The sequence below is a fragment of the Opitutus sp. genome (genome assembly GCA_024998815.1).
Lineage (GTDB): Bacteria > Verrucomicrobiota > Verrucomicrobiia > Opitutales > Opitutaceae > Rariglobus.
Genome location: JACEUQ010000001.1, coordinates 1473300 through 1491301 on the forward strand (window position 1 = coordinate 1473300; position 18002 = coordinate 1491301).

Sequence of the window (18002 nt, forward strand, 5' to 3'; positions counted from 1 at the left end):
TCGCCGGGGCTGCCTAAACCCAAAAAAATCCCGAACTCCCATGACCACTCATACCAAACTTTTACGCCAGCAGCGCCACTTTGATCACCTCGCCTCGTTTGAATCGGCCCGGGGACGTTGGTGGCTGTTGACTCGCCTGCGCGGGCAGCGTCTCGCCTGGCGCTACGCCCTGAATAGTGGGGCTTGCATTAAACGAGTCCTAGATCTCGTCGGTAGCCTGGCCGCCTTGATTTTGCTCAGCCCCCTTTTTGTGTTCATTATCATCGCAATTCGTTGCGAGGACCGCGGGCCGACGATTTTCACCCAGACGCGCGTCGGCCGCCACGGGCGGTTGTTTAAAATCTATAAATTCCGCTCCATGCACCTGGATGCCGAGGCGCGCCTGCAAGGCCTGCTCGCAGCCAATCACCACAGCCACGGGGTGACTTTTAAGCTCAAAAACGACCCGCGGATTACCTGCGTGGGGCGCTGGCTGAGGAAGTTGTCGCTGGATGAACTGCCCCAGTTTTTCAATGTGTTGAACGGCGACATGTCGCTGGTTGGGCCGCGCCCGCCGATTCCCCGCGAAGTCACCCGCTACACCTTGGCTGACCGGCGGCGTTTGGCTGCGGCACCCGGCATCACGTGCATTTGGCAAGTCAGTGGGCGAGCGGAGATCGACTTTCCCCAGCAGGTCGAACTCGACGTGCGGTACATCGAAACCCAGAGCCTTTGGCAGGACCTGCGAATCCTGGCGAAAACCCTTCCTGCCGTCATTTTTGGCGGCGGCGCGTACTAATGAACGCCCTGCTCATTTGCCCTGGTCCGCGCCCGGCCGTTGCGTTACTGGCCGAAGCCACTCCGTTGGCAACCGCGCCAATGTTGGGAAAATGCCTGGTTGAATACTGGATCGAGTACCTGGTGGGGCGCAGCGTGACCGATATTCGAATTCGTGCTGCCGACCGCCCTGAGCAAATCGCTGCGCTGGTGGGGGACGGCTCCCGCTGGGGAGTTCACATTGTCGTGGAATCTGAATCCCATGAGTCGAGCCCCGCCCAGGCCGCCGCGAATTATTGCGCGCACTGGAAGGATCGACCCGAGTTCATCGTGCAATTGGACCACTTGCCCGGCCGGCCGGGGCGTCTGCTCTTCGAGAGCTATGCCGCGTGGTTTAATGAGCTGTACGAGTGGATACCCCGGGCGCAAACGGACGATCGGATCGGGCAGTGTGAGATCGAGCCTGGGGTGTGGGTGGGGCTGCGCGCGCGCATCAGCGATTCGGCGCGTTTCCTGCCACCGTGTTGGCTGGGCGACCATGTGGCGATCAACCGTGACGCGGTAATCGGGCCTGGGGCGATTATCGAGCCGGGGGCCATCGTGGGGGAGGGGGCGCACGTCACTCAAAGCATCATTGGTGCGGCCACCTTCGTTGGCGCGCAGATCAAGATCGAGAACTCGATTGCCAGCCGGCACACGTTGATCGACTGGACGAACAATTCGAGCCTGCGGGTTCCGGATGCGTGCTGGCTGAGCTCGCTGCGCGGTCCGCTCTGCGCCCAGCGCCCCGCGGTTGGCCGGGGGGCCATGAAAATTAAGACCGACGGCAACCGGCTTCACATCTCCCAGCTCGGTGAGTTGAGTGCGGTGAACTCAACGCCGTTTATGGATGCCATTCGTGAAACGCTGACCACGGCGGCTTCACTGATTGAGGTCGATCTCACCAGCACGCACTTCATGGACAGCTGTGGTTTGGCCACCTTGTGCAGCCTGCATCGCATCACCAGTGCATTGGGAATCCGGTTGCGCCTGCTGCATCCCCGGCCGCCGATTCAGCAGTTACTCAAATTGACGCAGCTGTACGAGTTTTTCGACATCGACGGGGTAGGAGCGGGGAGCTGAGAGCTGGGAGCTGAGAGCTGGGAGCTGAGAGCTGGGAGCTATGAGCTGGGAGCTGAGAGCTGAGAGCTGGGAGCTATGAGCTGGGAGCTATGAGCTGGGAGCTGAGATATGGGAGCTGGGAGCTATGAGCTGAGAGCTTGGAGCTGAGAGCTGGGAGCTATGAGCTGGGAGGGACGACCTCCGTGTAAGTTCACGCTCAAGGCCACGAGGAATAGAATGCGAGGCTGGGTTCGCGGGCCGTCTTTGAGTTTGCGTTGAGCACGCTGACGGGCAGTTTTTCATCCATTACCCTATGAGCCGTGCTGAAGCCCTTTCTCCTGCGTCGGATCCCGCCCTTGACGCCGTTTTGGTGGTCGATGACGAGGTTCCTCTGCTTGAGGTTTTTGCCGAGGCTCTCGGTACTCGCTTCGAGGTGACCACGGCGACTTCCGCCCGCGAGGCCGAATTCATTTTGCGCAAGAAAAAATTCAAGGTGGTCGTCGCGGATCATCTCATGCCCGGTGGTAACGGGATGAGTTTTCTGGTGCGGGCCCGTGAGGAGTACCCGTACATGCAGCGCGTGTTGGTGACCGGGTACATGAAGCCCGAAATGCTGCTGCGGAGCGTGAACGAGGCGGCGCTTTTCCGCTACCTGCTAAAACCGGTCGCGGTGATGGAGTTGGTCACGGTGGTCGCTGATGCGGCCAAACTCCATGACGCGGTGAAATCCGCAGGAGCAGTGGGCGCCACCAACTGATCGCCGCTGAGTGTTTAACCGCGAAGTGCGCGAAGGGGCGCGAAGTCGGTAGAGGAATACGGATTGGTATCACAGAGCCGAGCCTGAGACCAGACACAGCGGCCACGGAGCAAGACAATGACGAGTTTAAGATCGAAGCTTCCAGCTCATAGCTCTTAGCTCCCAGCTCATTATTGCCCACGAAACACGCGAAATGACACGAAAAGGCGGCCCTTAATCGATTTAACCGCGAAGGCGCTATTCAAAGCGTCGGATTCGGAAGTAGCGCGGTGCTTCAGCCTGCATCAGTAATTGCAGGAGTGAATTCGTTGTAAACCTGCGGGCTAAAGCACCGCACTACCTCAGAATTCTATCCGTAAAATCGAAGGTTCCCGCCTGCTCGCCATTGGAAGGGGTGAAAACCCTTAATTTCTCGAATTTTTGACAGTTTTGCGTTGAAGAGGCCGATGCGGATGCGTTCCATCGGGCGTTTCCCCCTATGTTTACCCGAGCACGACCCCCCGTGCGTGAGGCCCGCCTTAAGCATCAGGCACCTGCACGAGCGTTTACCCTAATTGAATTGCTGACCGTGATCTCGATCATCGCGATCTTGTCCGCCATCAGCCTTAACGTGGTGAAAGGCGTCAAGGAGCGCTCCGCAGTTGGCCTGGCGAAGGCCGAGCTCGCCGCCCTCTCGCAGGCGCTGGAAATGTATAAACTGCAGTACGGCGACTACCCGCAGACGGGTGGCGCTACGAACGCTTCTCTGTCGTCAACGACAGCTTCGGCCACGGACGCCCAAGGTATTCTATTTAACGCGCTAACCGGTAAGCGGGGGCCATTACCGGCCGAAACCAAAATCGACGGCAAGGCCTACGTGGACTTGGCCCGATTCGTATTACAGTCTCCGACAACTATGCCGGCATCAGGGGCGAATACTGTGGCCAACGCGTTTGTTGATCCTTGGGGGAATCGTTATTTGTATTATTACAAAACGGGCACTTCGGCCCAATGGAACACGACCCCGTCTTATGTCTTACTTTCAGTCGGGATGGATGATGCACCAACGGGCGTGGATACGGCACCAACGGTAACAACGGCCGGAGTTGTGACGCCTAATACCACTTACGGAGATAATGATATTTACGCTAATAAATAATACAATGAATCCAGTTTACATGAATAAATATAGCCGGAGTGGTTTTACGCTCATTGAGCTTTTGACCGTCATTGCGATTATCGGTATTCTGGCCGCGATCATCATTCCTGCGGCGGGCGGGGTGAAGACGTCTGCCAACAAGGCCAAGACCAAGGCGATGTTCAGTCAGTGGTCGCTCGCCATGGATTTGTTTAAGAGCGATTACGGCTATTATCCGGCGATTGGGTCGACCACACCAACCGGTTCATCGACTAAATTGGTTGTTGCGACAAGTTTCTTTGCTGCCTTGACCGGCAAAGATTACTTGGGGACTGCGATTACACCAGCCGCCAATCTTTACGGTAATACGCGCAAGCTCTCCTTTTATTCACCTGCGAGCGCCGATGTGGATAGCACGGGAAAGTTAGTGGATGCTTTTGGTAATACCGAATTTGCTGTATTTACTGACACCAATGGTGACGGAATTATCAATAATGTGACTCCTTCTGGTGGGGTGGCTGATAGTCCTGTGTTGTCGCTGCAGGCAGTTAAAAACATCGACGGTGTTTCCATTCTACCAACAATATCCGCAAACTTCGATCCTGCTGTGGGTGTACGTGCTGGTGTGATTTTTTATTCGGCAGGTAAGGGGACGAACGAAAAAGATATCGTCACCAGTTGGTAATCAACGCGGGTTTATATAAAAATGAAAACGCATAACGCAGTACGATGCCGGTCTTCGGCTTTTACCTTGATTGAGTTGTTGGTGGTGATCGGCCTGATCGGCCTGTTGGCGGGTGGTTTGGGCGTGGCGATGAAGAACAAGAACCCCGGTTCGGGACTACGCTCCGCTCAAAGTGTTTTGGTCAGCCTCCTATCGTCGGCCCGAGGCCAGTCCGCACTCAATCAAGTGGATGCAATGATGTTGGTACAAGCTGACCCGGCCAGAGATAATTTTTTGCGTTCGGTGAGAGTAGTGGTGCAGACTGCTTCAGGGGCCACTACATGGCAAGAGGTCGGCGGCGAGGTTGTGTTGCCAGAGGGAATTTATGTTGTTCCTCCTGTAACTTCCGTGGCGAACGCAACCTTATCACTGCTCAATAATAGCGATACCAAACGTCGCTCCCTTTTTGTTAACACTGGAACTGTTACAGGTGGTACATCTGGACTTGGCATTCTTGTGCCTGCGGGGACTTATTTTCAGTCACTCCGGCTTACTTCTCTCGGCAGCGTATTAGATGCCACCAGTACAACTGCAACAAACTCTGGAATTAAGGTTACGGGCGGCCGACTTTTAGTGGCGGCTGGCCGCCAGACCGGACCGACCGCGTGGGAGTTGGATAATGTCAGCGCGATTCGTGGTTTTGTGGTTAGCACCTACGGGGTCGCCACTTTGATCAATGACACAGCAACTTTAGATAACTAATTTATATGAAACAGAATAAACGTAAATCGGGTTTTTCTTTGGTAGAAGTGGTGGTATCGGTGGGCATTTTCGCCGTGGCAATTGTGGGCATCATTGGTTTGTTTGCGCCCACCACCAAAAATGTGGCCGCTGTGGCCGATTCTGATGGCTCCACCCGTGCGGTGGCGGCGATTCAGTCGTATTTGAAAGAGCAGGGTTTTACTGGGACGCAAGCAATCGTCGATGCCGGCACTAAGTATTACGCCAATAAAGGTGCGAATGTGATCGGGGATGCTAACTTGGCTACATTTTCAAATAACGATAAGTTTTTCGAATTTACGTTAACGCGTAACACGGATCTATCGCCATCAACTGCTGCTGATGCTACAGCTGGTTTTCTCGCCTTTACCATTACTTTAAAGTGGCCTGCCTACACTCCAACGGCTGATGGGGTTGGTGCGGTGGTAGCGGACAGCCAGAAAAGCAGCCTGATCGTTCCTGCGGCAGTCACCCGTTAATACTATGCCTACCATCGATTTTAAATCTACAGGGCGGAAGGGGTTTACTCTGGTTGAGTTGATGGTCGCCATCGGGGTGACCGCGTTGCTGGTGAGCTTGATGTTGACCATCACGCTCAACGTCATGGGGGGGTGGAACAAATCCTCCGGTTCGCTCACCTCCGGAAACCAAGCCCGCTTGGTTTTGGATATGATCGCCCGCGATTTGCAGGGCGCGGTGATCAAGAAAGATGGCAACGCCTGGCTGGCGGCAAGCATTCAGCAGAATCAAACTCTTGGTGGTGATGCAGGTATGGCGAACGATGCCAGTTGGGCTGCGACCGGAACGATTAAACCGGCGGCGGCGGATTCACTAAGTATTCCAACCATGAGTGGGTCCATTCCGCCCGATGTTGAGGGGTATCGTTTTGGTCAGGCTGGAACTTGGCTACGTTTTTTTACGTCCATTACAGACACCAATACGGCGGATACCAGCGGTGGGAGCACGACCGACACCCATGTGTCGGCGCCACGCGCAGTGTCATATCAGATTATTCGTGCACCCGTTGTATTCGGAAGTTTGGAATATCGTTATCAACTGTTCCGCGCAGAGGTCAGTTCGGAAAATTCTTTTTCTGCCGGCTATGATTTATTTGCAACGGCATATAACAGTATCGCTCCGGTCACCGAAACCTCCGTTTCGACCACGATTAAAGGAGCCGGAATTATTCGTAGGCCTGAAACGGCTGCGAATGATCGCCGTTTAGTCATTGCCAATAATGTAATTGATTTCGGTGTTCGTATGTATACACGGAACACATCGAAGTATTCTGTACAGTTGGCGTTTCCGTTGACTACGGCAAAGCTGGGGTTTGCCGCGACTATTCCGTCTGCTACTGTACCTGCCCCCGTGCCGACACCAGCACCGACCAGCGGTGCGATTGCATACGACTATGGGATACCGATTGTTGTTGAGGTATTCATGCGCGTTTTGACCGACGAAGGGGTGCTGCAGATTGATAATTTGGAGAATGGGCGGATCACCGGGGATTGGTGGGACATTGCTATCAAAAACTCGAAGGTGTTTACCCGGCGGGTTGAGCTCAACTCGGCTGGGCTTTAGTTTTTATTGTTCGCAGTTTCGAAAACGGGGCTCCATTTGGGGCCCCTTTTTTTTGCCCACGAAACACACGAAATGATACGAAAGGCAGATCAATACGATTTTAACCGCTAATGTACGCTAATTGGCGCTAATGGAGGATCCTCCGAGCACGAGCTACAGAATTTTTGCTCACGGAATACACGAAATGACACGAAAAGTCGGATCGATCCGGTAACCACTCATGGGCACTGATTGTCACTGATATAGGATCCGGATAACCGCTGCCGTTTTGTTGCCCACGGAACACACGGAACACACGGAATACACGGAAGAATAGGATCTATCCGGCTTTAACCGCTAATGTACGCTAATTAGAGCCTGTCCCAAATTTCCGGATTTTTAAAAAGTGCGCAGAGGTCCATTGGGATTGCGGGCGAACGAGGTGGCACGAATCACCCCAGCGACGTTAAACGGCGGCCCGAATCGATTTTTCCCGCCCCCAAGCGCGGTAGTAAGGTACGGCAAAGCCGGGGCGAGCCCCAGGGTTATTCACATTTTTGCCGGAAAATTGAATTAAGCGGCCAGCGGAAGTGTTATTTCCTCGGCAAGGATTCGTGACACCAGCCAGAGGTTGTGACCGAGTACACTCCAACCCACCGAACGGTAGCGGTTGGCAAACCCTTTACAGCGCAAGCGTCCGCCGAGGCGTTGTTTGAGGATCGCAATGCGCGCTTCGGTCGCCGAACGGCGCCGCTGCAATTGGGCGAAGCGTTTTTCGCTCAAACGCTCCTTGAGCGCGTGCGGATCACGCGGGCATACCGCATCGTAAACGTCTTGTTGCTTGAGCATTGCGGAAGTTTTTTTGGTGGCGAAGCCGCGGTCGGTGCCGACCGCGCTAATCGGCGCACTCAGGTCAAAGCGGTTCTGCCGCGCCAGGCTTTCCTCGAGTTGGCACCATTCTGCCGGAGCCGCGCCCTGGTAGAGTTGCCAGTCGGTGATTAAACCGGAGAGCGCCTCGCTCAACAGCAACGAGTTGCCAAACTCGACTTGGCTCCCTGCTTTGCCGCGAACCAGTACGTTCACATCAAGTTCATGCACGCTGAGGATCTTTTGGTCGTTGGGCACCGGGCGTCCGCCGATGATGCGCTCGTGGGCCTGCTTGATGACGGCGGGCAGTTGGCCGAGCATAGCGTCGATGCGGGTGCATAGCGTCGATGCGGGTGGTTATCCGCTTGGTTTGGCGTTGGCTGTAATGGGTTTGGCTATACTTCTGCGCCAACAGGTCGCGGTGGCGGCGGGCATGTTCTCCGATCGTGCGTAACAGCGTCTTCATCTTGCGCAGGATCTGTTTACGCGCGCGCTTGGCGTCGTTGCGGCGGCCTGCGTGGGTCATTGACATGCACAACTTGTTCATCTGCTTGGCAAAGCACTCCGGCTCTTCAGGCATACGGTGGAGCAGTCCAGCGCGGCGGATTAAAATCATGGCCTTGAGCAAAGTCTTGGACACATCACGCAACAGCACCCAGTCCACCGGGAAGTGGATGTTGGTCTCCAAGCACGTGCCGTCGATGAGGCAAACATCCATGTCCAGCGGCGCGCTCAACCCGAGTTCAGTGGCGCGATCCTTCTCGCCGCACATCTCCACCAACACTTGCCCCATCCAGCGCACCTGTTCGGCGGTGAAAAACTTCGAGGCCCGCTCCAGCACACTTTTGGACGCCCCCTTGATTCCCTCAAGCGTGCGAACACCGCAAAAATCCGCCAGTAAATCACTTGAGGCAATGCTACGGGAAAGCTCGCGAAAGGATATGTTGCCCAAATGCACCCGCAACACTTCAAAGCGTAACGCTTTGAGCGCAAACTCCATACGCTGGCGTAGTTGTGCGACACTGGCTTGGCCTGCCCCCGCCTTGGCAAAGTCCATCGCCATCGTCTCCAAGTGGCTGCCACGCAACAACGCGTCGAGTCCTTCCAATTGCTGGCGAAACTCGGCGTAATCTTTATTGGCACCGACTGGCGTTAGCGCCGGACGCAACCAGCGTTGCAGGGCAATGGCCGAGGTGGCGGATACGGGTTTTGACTTCATGGCCGATTATAGCGGCTTTTTTTTGACCAAAACCAGGGAATTACCCCTCTTTAGGCATCATTAAACTTATGCTAATAGTTCACTGCTAGGTTTTTATGCTTTCGGGACAGGCTCTAATTAGCGCTAATACTATTTCTATGCCAAAACGGGTCTATAGCGTTTGAAGGAACAGTTTGTTTTAGCGAGAAGCCAACCCTCGCCGATCAATTTTCGAACGCGCTCTGGACCGTGCCAGATGGGATGGAGTTTCTCGCTGATGGCCGCTTCGATGTCGCCAAGGGTGTCGTAAAGAATGTTGCCGATGCGGTCCTTGATCAGATCACCAAGTTTTTCGACCGGGTTAAGTTCAGGGCTATAGGGAGGCAGCGAGATAATGCGTACGTTCGGGGGCAGTTGATCGAGCGAGGTGTCGGTGTTCTGGTGGAAACCAGCCTGATCCCAGATGATGACGTGGACTGCTTCGGGATCACGGGTGCTGATTTGGCGAAGAAAGGCGTGGCTCATGTCCAGACTTACTCCATCGGCGAACATGGCTTCGGCCAAACCATCGCCGGCTACCTCGAGCGCGGAGTAAAGATAGCCCCATTGGTAACGAGTGCGGTAAGGCGCAGTGGGGCGGTGCCCCCTTAAAGTCCACACGCGGCGCAAGACACTGATCAGTCCGTAGCGGTGTTCGTCGGCCACCCAAACCCTTACCTTCGTTCCTTTTGGTAAACCCAGCGCGGCTAGGCGAGTGTCCAACTCCCGCTTGAACGCATCGGCTTTGGCAGGATCCTTTTTCGCGTGACTTTTGCGCGGCAACTTCAGCTTCGCCCCCACCCGCCGCAGCCATCCATACACCCCGGGCCGTGACAAGTTCACCCCCTGGCTCTTCGCCCAACGTTGGACTTCTTCGGCCCGCTTCCATCGGCCCTCTTTGAGCCCTTCGATCAACCCGGATTCAGCGCTCGGGGTCACTTGGGTGCTACCCGCCTTCGCGCCCCCTCTGGGCTTATTCTTGAGCCCCTGTACTCCCTCTTTGCGGAAACGTCCGATCCACTCGATCACCCGACTGCGTACCATCCCCGTCAACTCCGCAATCTCCTCCAGGCTATGCTGTCCAGTAAACGCCAACCTCACGGCCATCAACCTGGCCTTTGGCAATCCTGCCTGCTCCTCCCCGGCCAACAGCGCCTTCACCTCTTTTCGCCCCTGCTCATCCACCAACTTGATTTTCGGTTTCATTGGTTTCCCCTAAAGCAGCAATCATTCCAATAGACCTGTTTAGCTAAATAAACGGTATAATAGAGGATCCTCCGCGCACGAGCTAGAGCCTCCTCGAAAAGGTTTTTGGTTTTTTCTAGTAAAAACAACTTATGTGATTTAAGTTTACTGTAAAAGTGCCGTATTATACTGCATGAAAACAGGAAACAAAATAAGTAGCGGCGTTAAATTATCAAGTAACGAATCGATCGTTTATCCCTCCGGCGACTTCTTTTCAACCCCGGCGCGCAGTGATTTTGGTGATTTCTTACTGCAATTACAGCGCTTTTGGCGGTCCCACCCCGAAATCGAAGTGGCCATGACCGCCGATCTCGACGCCCACGCCATGGCGGAAAAGCGCGAACGGCGGAAGGACCGGGAGTTCGAACTGGCGCAGACCGAGGCGTTGTTCGCCGTGCCGGCGTCAGGCACGGCGGAAAAAACGCAAGCCGAGTTCCTCGCCGCAGGGCGTCCGCGCACCCCCGCTGTTGTGGTTTTTATCACGGCCATGGCCACCGGTTACTTGGGGTCGCAATACAGTGCCTGCCCCCGGATGGTGCTGCTTGAATCGGCATCGTTGCGCACCTTGCTCGATGATTTGGGGTACACGCTGCCTGCACCTAATACCGTTGGCCCCCTGATAAATCGCCTGAGTGAGAGTACTCTCGCCCTGATCCACCGGGCCCAATTGGCCGATATTTTGGCCGAAGGGCTCGATTCGTTTACCGATATCACCCTGGACAGCACGGCGATCAAGGCATCCAGTTGCTGGCCAACAGACTCCGGTATCATTTACCGCCTCTTTGAGCGAGCCTACCGCATGGGCGGCAAGCTCGACCAGGTCGGGCTTAACTCGCTGCAGGATGGCTTCAAAGACCACTGGCTGGAGGAGTTGCGAAAGAGCGCCCGCGCCATCGCCCTGCTGGGTGGTGGTCCCCGCCGAGCCCAAAAACTCCGGCTGCTCTACGACCAGTTTTACCAAATCGCCTGCAAGTTGGGCGGCAAGTTGCTCACCCAAGTAGAAGCCGCAGAGGCCGAAGCAAATGTTAAACTGTCCAAGCTGCGGCCCTCCAAGCGCCGGATCGCGGAAGACCTACTGGACTGCATCCACGGGGACGTGGTCGCGGTGATTACGACGATCCAGCAAAGCATTGCGCGGGTGCATGATGGGGTGAAGACCAAGTCGAGGGAAAGGGTCCTCAGCCTGGCCGATCGCAGTGCTGCTTTTATTGAAAAAGGCGGGCGGGAACCGGTGATTGGCTACAAGCCGCAATTGGCCCGCAGCCGCGGCGGTTTTGTCACCGCGCTGATTCTCGACGCGGGCAACGTGGCTGATTGCAAGCAACTGGTGCCCCTGCTGATCCAGAATATCGCCAACACGGGCCTGGTGCCGGCGAGCGCGAACGTCGACGACGGCTACTCCAGCGCCGAAGGGCTGGCGCAGGCATACGAGCTGAAGGTGGCCAAGGTGAGCATCTCCGGCGCCAAGGGGCGCGCCTTGCTCGGCGAGGAACTGTGGAACCACCAGGATTATATCACGCTTCGCGCCGAGCGCAGCGCGATCGAGTCGCTGATGTTTACGCTCAAGTTCAACCACGGGTTCGGCCGGCCGGGTCGTCGCGGGTTGGCGGCGGTGCGCAGCGAACTGACCCTGAAGATCCTCGCGCACAACTTTGACCGGATGATTTTGGTGCGCGCGAGAAGGTCTCAGGAAAAGCCGCTGCCCTTGGCGGCCTGAGTCGCTTCGCTCGTCGCGGCTAACCCAAATCGGTTCAATTAGTTCGGTGCAAAAGCCCCGGAGCGAACCGCCGTGGACTTCGCCGTTGGAAAAGCGACCTTGGTGATGGGGCCGGGGCTGTTTTTAGGCCGCCGCCCCTTCGTGAACACGTAAACCGAGTTCGTTCAGGGCTGTTTGCGCCCCCAGTGGCCGGCCGGGGCGGGAATACGCCCGTTGCGAAAGGCTTTTCGAGGAGGCTCTAGCTTATACGGGAACGTTGGATGTTCAATGTTGGATGTTGAACGTTGTCCCGTAATGAGCGCGCATCAGTGACCATCAGTGGTTAAACCGGATCGATCCACCTTTCGTTTTATTTAGTGTGTTTCGTGGGCAAAACTGCCGTTGCCGGCGCCGCGCTCCCTAGCCGTACGATACGTGCCCCCTTTACCTCAAACACCGTCGGCACTTCCGCCGCACGCAGAAAAAACACCAGCGCCACCGGCTTGTTCTCGAAAAACCGCCAGGGCAACTCCGCCCGCCCAAAAAAACCCATCGTAAAGTTTCCCAAACTCTCCGCATACCCCTCCCACGTCCCCGTCACCCGCAACCGCGGCCAAGTCTGATACAAATTCCCGTTTTCAGTCCGGAAATACACATCCATCATCGCCCCCAGTTTCCCCCCGTTGGGCCGCGGCGCCCCCGCCCCTGGATTCAACTGGGCCGCCTTCAGCCGCCGCTCCAACACCAGCAGCATCTCCCGATCGACCTTAAACCCCTCCGGCAGGGCCAACTCCACCATCGCCGGCCGCAACGGCTCTGCCGGCAACGTGTCGATATGGAAGCGCCACAGCCCACCCGCTTCCTCCACCCGCACCCCCGCCGTCGCCAGCCACCGCCCTTGCTCAACTAGAGCCTGTCCCGAAAGCATAAAAACCTAGCAGTGAACTATTAGCATAAGTTTAATGATGCCTAAAGAGGGGTAATTCCCTGGTTTTGGTCAAAAAAAAGCCGCTATAATCGGCCATGAAGTCAAAACCCGTATCCGCCACCTCGGCCATTGCCCTGCAACGCTGGTTGCGTCCGGCGCTAACGCCAGTCGGTGCCAATAAAGATTACGCCGAGTTTCGCCAGCAATTGGAAGGACTCGACGCGTTGTTGCGTGGCAGCCACTTGGAGACGATGGCGATGGACTTTGCCAAGGCGGGGGCAGGCCAAGCCAGTGTCGCACAACTACGCCAGCGTATGGAGTTTGCGCTCAAAGCGTTACGCTTTGAAGTGTTGCGGGTGCATTTGGGCAACATATCCTTTCGCGAGCTTTCCCGTAGCATTGCCTCAAGTGATTTACTGGCGGATTTTTGCGGTGTTCGCACGCTTGAGGGAATCAAGGGGGCGTCCAAAAGTGTGCTGGAGCGGGCCTCGAAGTTTTTCACCGCCGAACAGGTGCGCTGGATGGGGCAAGTGTTGGTGGAGATGTGCGGCGAGAAGGATCGCGCCACTGAACTCGGGTTGAGCGCGCCGCTGGACATGGATGTTTGCCTCATCGACGGCACGTGCTTGGAGACCAACATCCACTTCCCGGTGGACTGGGTGCTGTTGCGTGATGTGTCCAAGACTTTGCTCAAGGCCATGATTTTAATCCGCCGCGCTGGACTGCTCCACCGTATGCCTGAAGAGCCGGAGTGCTTTGCCAAGCAGATGAACAAGTTGTGCATGTCAATGACCCACGCAGGCCGCCGCAACGACGCCAAGCGCGCGCGTAAACAGATCCTGCGCAAGATGAAGACGCTGTTACGCACGATCGGAGAACATGCCCGCCGCCACCGCGACCTGTTGGCGCAGAAGTATAGCCAAACCCATTACAGCCAACGCCAAACCAAGCGGATAACCACCCGCATCGACGCTATGCTCGGCCAACTGCCCGCCGTCATCAAGCAGGCCCACGAGCGCATCATCGGCGGACGCCCGGTGCCCAACGACCAAAAGATCCTCAGCGTGCATGAACTTGATGTGAACGTACTGGTTCGCGGCAAAGCAGGGAGCCAAGTCGAGTTTGGCAACTCGTTGCTGTTGAGCGAGGCGCTCTCCGGTTTAATCACCGACTGGCAACTCTACCAGGGCGCGGCTCCGGCAGAATGGTGCCAACTCGAGGAAAGCCTGGCGCGGCAGAACCGCTTTGACCTGAGTGCGCCGATTAGCGCGGTCGGCACCGACCGCGGCTTCGCCACCAAAAAAACTTCCGCAATGCTCAAGCAACAAGACGTTTACGATGCGGTATGCCCGCGTGATCCGCACGCGCTCAAGGAGCGTTTGAGCGAAAAACGCTTCGCCCAATTGCAGCGGCGCCGTTCGGCGACCGAAGCGCGCATTGCGATCCTCAAACAACGCCTCGGCGGACGCTTGCGCTGTAAAGGGTTTGCCAACCGCTACCGTTCGGTGGGTTGGAGTGTACTCGGTCACAACCTCTGGCTGGTGTCACGAATCCTTGCCGAGGAAATAACACTTCCGCTGGCCGCTTAATTCAATTTTCCGGCAAAAATGTGAATAACCCTGGGGCTCGCCCCGGCTTTGCCGTACCTTACTACCGCGCTTGGGGGCGGGAAAAATCGATTCGGGCCGCCGTTTAACGTCGCTGGGGTGATTCGTGCCACCTCGTTCGCCCGCAATCCCAATGGACCTCTGCGCACTTTTTAAAAATCCGGAAATTTGGGACAGGCTCTATATAGACGCGCAGGACCGGACTGGGTCGGTAGGTTTTCGTTCGCATTTCCTCCGCCAGCGCAAGCAGCCATGCCGCCCGATAGGCTTCGTTCTTTACGAGCGTTTCCACCTCGAACCCGTCCACTCCCGGCACGCCGTCATTGGCGATCACCTGATCGAGCGCATCCGACAGAATGTCCTGCCGATACAGCTCTCCATACAAACTATAGAACCGCCAATGCGGCTCCGCTTTTGCTTTCCGATATAGCACACGTTGCAGCTTCCGAACCTTCGGTGACGTTTTTATCCAGAGTTCATCACCCCAGCCATCGTCGGGTCCTTTGCCGCTCTGTGATGCGTGGGAACAAGTGCCCTCCCTTCGCTCCCCGGCGGTTTTAATGTCCGCTAGATCATCACTACTATGGAGGTCTCCGACTCCTGCCACGGCCCGTCCGGCCTTACGAGGTTTTGCCGCGCTTGTGCCGGTGGTTGAGGCATCGCAAGACGCCCCACCGCCGCAGGTCTCACCACTTAACCTAACGACCTTTCCCACCCCGCCGCCCCCGCTGACTCCGCCGACGTGTTGATCGGAAATCAACGATTTAGGTCCTACGTCTTTGCGAGACTGCCTTTTCCGATCCTTGCAGGCTTCACCGTTCAGGTAGCGGCTGGACTCGTCGGTTGTTTCGGTAACGGAGCTCATTGGATGGGGTTCACCTTCGTTGCGGCTGACTGGTTCGGGCACACGGTCGTGCTTTCCGGCGAGGCCTCGCGGCCTGCATCCGTGACCGGGCCCTTCGACCGCGAATCGTTAAATTCGGTCGAACAGACTTTCACTGTTATGGTTGTTAGTTTCATGGTCGCACACCTGAACGCCGAAGTTTTAACCACGGAATTCACAGATGAGCACAGATAACAGAGTGTTACTGAATTTGAAGACAGGATGAAAAAAAGGGGATCAAGCTGAGTCCGTTTACCTCCTAAGGGATTGTATCTGTGAAATCTGTGTAATCTGTGGTTGGTTTGAACTTCGGAATTCAGGATAAACCGAGCATCGAAGTCACCTCGTTTGACCTCAAATGCATCCGACAACTCGAAGGTTACTGCCTACTAGGTTAACTTAATGTCTAACCGTGAGCATTTATGGTACGTCAGCCTCATTTGCCCCTTTCATCGGGACTTTAAACGACGTTTGACCCACCTTTTTGATCGATATGGGTAATTGTTGGATCGGTCCCGCAGCAATTGCCCCCGGAATACCCTTATCTCTACCGAGGTTTGACCCATGGATTAAAGACTTTTCACCCAAGAAACCACGATAGGTGACCCACATCAGTCGTAACGCTGACGATGTCTGGCCCATCAATGCCTGACAGTTCACCCATGATTTACCGACTTCTGGCCCACATAAAACCCTTCTTTATGTTGATTATCAGATGTTTAATGGTAGTAGAACAGATAGGAACTTGTTTGCTAAGATAAGAAGAACAACAGGTGATCGTGATTTGCTGCTGTTTTTTTAAATGTTATTTATGATTAAGCAGTTAAATGCCCCCTGATTAAGCATACCGACTTTTGGCCCACAATTTACCGGTTTTTGACCCACCGAATCCCGACATCTGACCCAGTTCGTCCAAAGGGTTCCCGACGTCTGACCCACGAACTACCGATATTTGAACCCTGTTATGCCGACTATTGACCCACATAAATAGAGGGTTATCATTTGTAATCAAGTACTTAAATTAAGTAGAACAGATATGACTTTGTTTGCTCAGATAAGATAAAGAAAGCAGAACAGGCACACGATCTGTTGGTGCTGTTCTTTTTTGACTCTTTTGATCGTGCCGAAATCACCGATTGGCTAACCCCGTAGCCTGCTACGCTACCGGGCCGTGACTCGTAAAATGGAAGTTGCTCTTAACGAGCTACTTTTAACGGTGAACGCGGGCTAGGACGGCGTTAGCCGATCTTCGGTTGGATCGTAAGCGCTCACCACGAAGGCATCGTTCGCGCCCCTCTTGCCAAGCTTGTTGAGTAAAATTCGACCAGAGAAACGATCCTTTCACGCATAATGCCTTGAAAAACAAATTCATCACATTAAATATTCAAGGATGATAGCCCGTCGCCGGCTCACCGCCCAACTGGAATGCAGCGTAGCCGAGAGCCGAATCACCGCGATTTTAGGCCCTCGCCAATGTGGTAAAACCACTTTGGCCCGAGCTTTTTACACTCAAGAACAAACCGCCGGACGTGCGGTGGCATGGTTTGATTGCGAAAATCCTCGTGATGTCTCCCGCTTGGTCAACCCGCTGCTCACGCTCGAATCCCTCACTGGCATAATCATCATCGACGAGTTTCAACGCCTACCCCAACTGGCCGAAATCCTGAGGGTTTTGAGCGACCGCATCCCCCTGCCGGCCAAGTTTATTGTGTTGGGCAGCGCCTCGCCGGAGATCATCCGCAGTTCCTCCGAGTCTCTGGCCGGTCGGGTACGATTCCTTGATATGCCCGGACTCACCTTGGAGGAAGTCGGGATCTCTGCCGTTCCAAATTTATGGGTACGAGGTGGATTTCCCGAGTCCTATTTGGCCACCCGTGAAACCGCTTCGTTACAGTGGCGGGAAAATTTCATCCGCACCTTTTTGGAGCGTGATGTGCCCCAACTCGGTTATCGTATGCCTGCAGAGCGGTTACGCCGCTTTTGGTCGATGTGCGCCCATTACCACGGACAGACTTGGAATGGATCGGCTATCGCCAGCTCTATGGGCATGTCCTCCATGATGATGGGTGATTATCTCGACCTCCTCACAGGTGCTTTTGTCATGCGCCGACTGCCTGCGTGGCACGGCAACCTAGGCAAACGCCTGGTTAAATCGCCCAAAGCCTACGTGCGTGACAGCGGCCTGGTTCATTCCCTCCTTGGCATTCCCGATCTGGCCGCCCTGCAAGGTCACCCCAAACTCGGGGCCTCGTGGGAAGGTTTTGCCTTGGAGCAAATTCTGGCGTACACCGGTGATCGGCATGCGTATTTTTGGGGAACTCATGGCGGAGCCGAAGTCGACCTCGTCCTTGAATCCAAGGGGAAGCTGTGGGGAGTAGAATTTAAATACGCGGACGCCCCGCGCCTGACGCCCTCAATGCGCAGCGCCATGACCGACTTGGAATTGGAACGCCTCTGGGTCGTCCACCCAGGAACCGACACCTACCCCCTCGCCGAGCGCGTCGATGCATTGGGGATCGGTAATCTTTCAACCCTTATCAGTGCTGTTGCATGATCGCCCTGGCTTGTGGGTGCAGTTTATACCGCTTTAAGAGCTGTAGCGGCGGCGGAGCTCCACCATGACATACTCACCGAGGATGCAAAAGGGGATGACAGGAAGTGGCCGTCAGCTTTAAATCGGTTCTTCGACAGTTTGAGTGGGTGAAAAGACAAACAACGAACGAGGAAACGATGGGTATCACAGAGCCTAGCCGGACGCAGCGTGGCAGCGCGAAGATGGCCTATCCAGCAGGATTGGCCCCAAA

15 protein-coding genes and 1 pseudogene are annotated in these 18002 nt (G+C 55.5%); 11 read left to right on the top strand and 5 right to left on the bottom strand.

Features of this window, described 5'->3' with window-relative positions:
* Positions 1-40 precede the first annotated feature (40 nt).
* From H2170_06360 to H2170_06395, 8 genes and pseudogenes are all read left to right on the top strand, one after another.
* Positions 41-778: a sugar transferase gene (locus tag H2170_06360; GenBank protein MCS6299710.1), complete on the top strand. Its 738-nt coding sequence runs from the start codon at positions 41-43 to the stop codon at positions 776-778.
* Positions 778-1878, top strand: a complete 1101-nt coding sequence (locus H2170_06365; GenBank protein MCS6299711.1) for an STAS domain-containing protein — start codon at positions 778-780, stop codon at positions 1876-1878. Before H2170_06360 ends, H2170_06365 begins: the two co-directional genes overlap by 1 nt.
* 292 nt (positions 1879-2170) lie before the next feature.
* Complete coding sequence (locus H2170_06370) at positions 2171-2614, top strand: response regulator (protein MCS6299712.1); 444 nt, start codon at positions 2171-2173, stop codon at positions 2612-2614.
* Between the two features lie 478 nt (positions 2615-3092).
* Positions 3093-3218 (top strand): annotated as a pseudogene (locus H2170_06375) (prepilin-type N-terminal cleavage/methylation domain-containing protein).
* A 553-nt stretch (positions 3219-3771) separates the two neighbouring features.
* Positions 3772-4416: a prepilin-type N-terminal cleavage/methylation domain-containing protein gene (locus tag H2170_06380; protein MCS6299713.1), complete on the top strand. Its 645-nt coding sequence runs from the start codon at positions 3772-3774 to the stop codon at positions 4414-4416.
* A 21-nt stretch (positions 4417-4437) separates the two neighbouring features.
* On the top strand, positions 4438-5157 hold the full coding sequence (locus tag H2170_06385) for a prepilin-type N-terminal cleavage/methylation domain-containing protein (protein MCS6299714.1): 720 nt from the start codon (positions 4438-4440) through the stop codon (positions 5155-5157).
* A 5-nt stretch (positions 5158-5162) separates the two neighbouring features.
* Entirely contained in the window at positions 5163-5654 is a 492-nt protein-coding gene (locus tag H2170_06390; protein ID MCS6299715.1) for a prepilin-type N-terminal cleavage/methylation domain-containing protein, read from the top strand.
* Between the two features lie 4 nt (positions 5655-5658).
* Positions 5659-6756 (top strand): prepilin-type N-terminal cleavage/methylation domain-containing protein, encoded by a 1098-nt coding sequence (locus tag H2170_06395; GenBank protein MCS6299716.1) that lies wholly within the window; start codon positions 5659-5661, stop codon positions 6754-6756.
* A 552-nt stretch (positions 6757-7308) separates the two neighbouring features.
* Here H2170_06395 and H2170_06400 read toward each other — a convergent pair.
* The 3 genes from H2170_06400 to H2170_06410 all read right to left on the bottom strand — a co-directional run bounded on the left by H2170_06400 (position 7309) and on the right by H2170_06410 (position 10045).
* Positions 7309-7923 (bottom strand): hypothetical protein, encoded by a 615-nt coding sequence (locus H2170_06400; protein MCS6299717.1) that lies wholly within the window; start codon positions 7921-7923, stop codon positions 7309-7311.
* Positions 7826-8821, bottom strand: coding sequence for a hypothetical protein (locus H2170_06405; GenBank protein MCS6299718.1), 996 nt, complete (start codon positions 8819-8821; stop codon positions 7826-7828). Before H2170_06405 ends, H2170_06400 begins: the two co-directional genes overlap by 98 nt.
* A 135-nt stretch (positions 8822-8956) precedes the next feature.
* Positions 8957-10045, bottom strand: a complete 1089-nt coding sequence (locus H2170_06410) for an IS630 family transposase (GenBank protein MCS6299719.1) — start codon at positions 10043-10045, stop codon at positions 8957-8959.
* 172 nt (positions 10046-10217) lie between these two features.
* Here H2170_06410 and H2170_06415 point away from each other — a divergent pair, with 172 nt between their 5' ends.
* Entirely contained in the window at positions 10218-11801 is a 1584-nt protein-coding gene (locus H2170_06415) for a transposase (protein MCS6299720.1), read from the top strand.
* 349 nt (positions 11802-12150) lie between these two features.
* Here the strand turns inward: H2170_06415 and H2170_06420 are convergent, their stop codons facing one another.
* The gene (locus H2170_06420) at positions 12151-12708 is read right to left on the bottom strand and encodes a hypothetical protein (protein ID MCS6299721.1); all 558 of its coding nucleotides are present in this window, start codon (positions 12706-12708) and stop codon (positions 12151-12153) included.
* A gap of 95 nt (positions 12709-12803) precedes the next feature.
* Between H2170_06420 and H2170_06425 the strand changes: the two genes are divergently transcribed.
* Entirely contained in the window at positions 12804-14297 is a 1494-nt protein-coding gene (locus H2170_06425; protein ID MCS6299722.1) for a hypothetical protein, read from the top strand.
* A gap of 103 nt (positions 14298-14400) precedes the next feature.
* Here H2170_06425 and H2170_06430 read toward each other — a convergent pair whose 3' ends face one another.
* Positions 14401-14700 carry a hypothetical protein gene (locus H2170_06430; protein MCS6299723.1) on the bottom strand — a complete coding sequence of 100 codons (300 nt, stop codon included), beginning with the start codon at positions 14698-14700 and terminating at the stop codon, positions 14401-14403.
* A 1888-nt stretch (positions 14701-16588) separates the two neighbouring features.
* Between H2170_06430 and H2170_06435 the strand changes: the two genes are divergently transcribed.
* Positions 16589-17752 (top strand): ATP-binding protein, encoded by a 1164-nt coding sequence (locus H2170_06435; protein ID MCS6299724.1) that lies wholly within the window; start codon positions 16589-16591, stop codon positions 17750-17752.
* The last annotated feature ends 250 nt before the right edge of the window (positions 17753-18002 follow it).

Excerpts from the sequence above, each read along its gene's own strand:
- H2170_06385 (MCS6299714.1), top strand. The coding sequence starts at position 4,438 with ATGAAAACGCATAACGCAGTACGATGCCGGTCTTCGGCTTTTACCTTG.
- H2170_06420 (MCS6299721.1), bottom strand. The coding sequence starts at position 12,708 with ATGCTTTCGGGACAGGCTCTAGTTGAGCAAGGGCGGTGGCTGGCGACG.
- H2170_06370 (MCS6299712.1), top strand. The coding sequence starts at position 2,171 with ATGAGCCGTGCTGAAGCCCTTTCTCCTGCGTCGGATCCCGCCCTTGAC.
- H2170_06415 (MCS6299720.1), top strand. The coding sequence starts at position 10,218 with ATGAAAACAGGAAACAAAATAAGTAGCGGCGTTAAATTATCAAGTAAC.
- H2170_06365 (MCS6299711.1), top strand. The coding sequence starts at position 778 with ATGAACGCCCTGCTCATTTGCCCTGGTCCGCGCCCGGCCGTTGCGTTA.
- H2170_06400 (MCS6299717.1), bottom strand. The coding sequence starts at position 7,923 with ATGCTCGGCCAACTGCCCGCCGTCATCAAGCAGGCCCACGAGCGCATC.
- H2170_06425 (MCS6299722.1), top strand. The coding sequence starts at position 12,804 with ATGAAGTCAAAACCCGTATCCGCCACCTCGGCCATTGCCCTGCAACGC.
- H2170_06395 (MCS6299716.1), top strand. The coding sequence starts at position 5,659 with ATGCCTACCATCGATTTTAAATCTACAGGGCGGAAGGGGTTTACTCTG.
- H2170_06405 (MCS6299718.1), bottom strand. The coding sequence starts at position 8,821 with ATGAAGTCAAAACCCGTATCCGCCACCTCGGCCATTGCCCTGCAACGC.
- H2170_06410 (MCS6299719.1), bottom strand. The coding sequence starts at position 10,045 with ATGAAACCGAAAATCAAGTTGGTGGATGAGCAGGGGCGAAAAGAGGTG.
- H2170_06360 (MCS6299710.1), top strand. The coding sequence starts at position 41 with ATGACCACTCATACCAAACTTTTACGCCAGCAGCGCCACTTTGATCAC.
- H2170_06435 (MCS6299724.1), top strand. The coding sequence starts at position 16,589 with ATGATAGCCCGTCGCCGGCTCACCGCCCAACTGGAATGCAGCGTAGCC.
- H2170_06390 (MCS6299715.1), top strand. The coding sequence starts at position 5,163 with ATGAAACAGAATAAACGTAAATCGGGTTTTTCTTTGGTAGAAGTGGTG.
- H2170_06380 (MCS6299713.1), top strand. The coding sequence starts at position 3,772 with ATGAATAAATATAGCCGGAGTGGTTTTACGCTCATTGAGCTTTTGACC.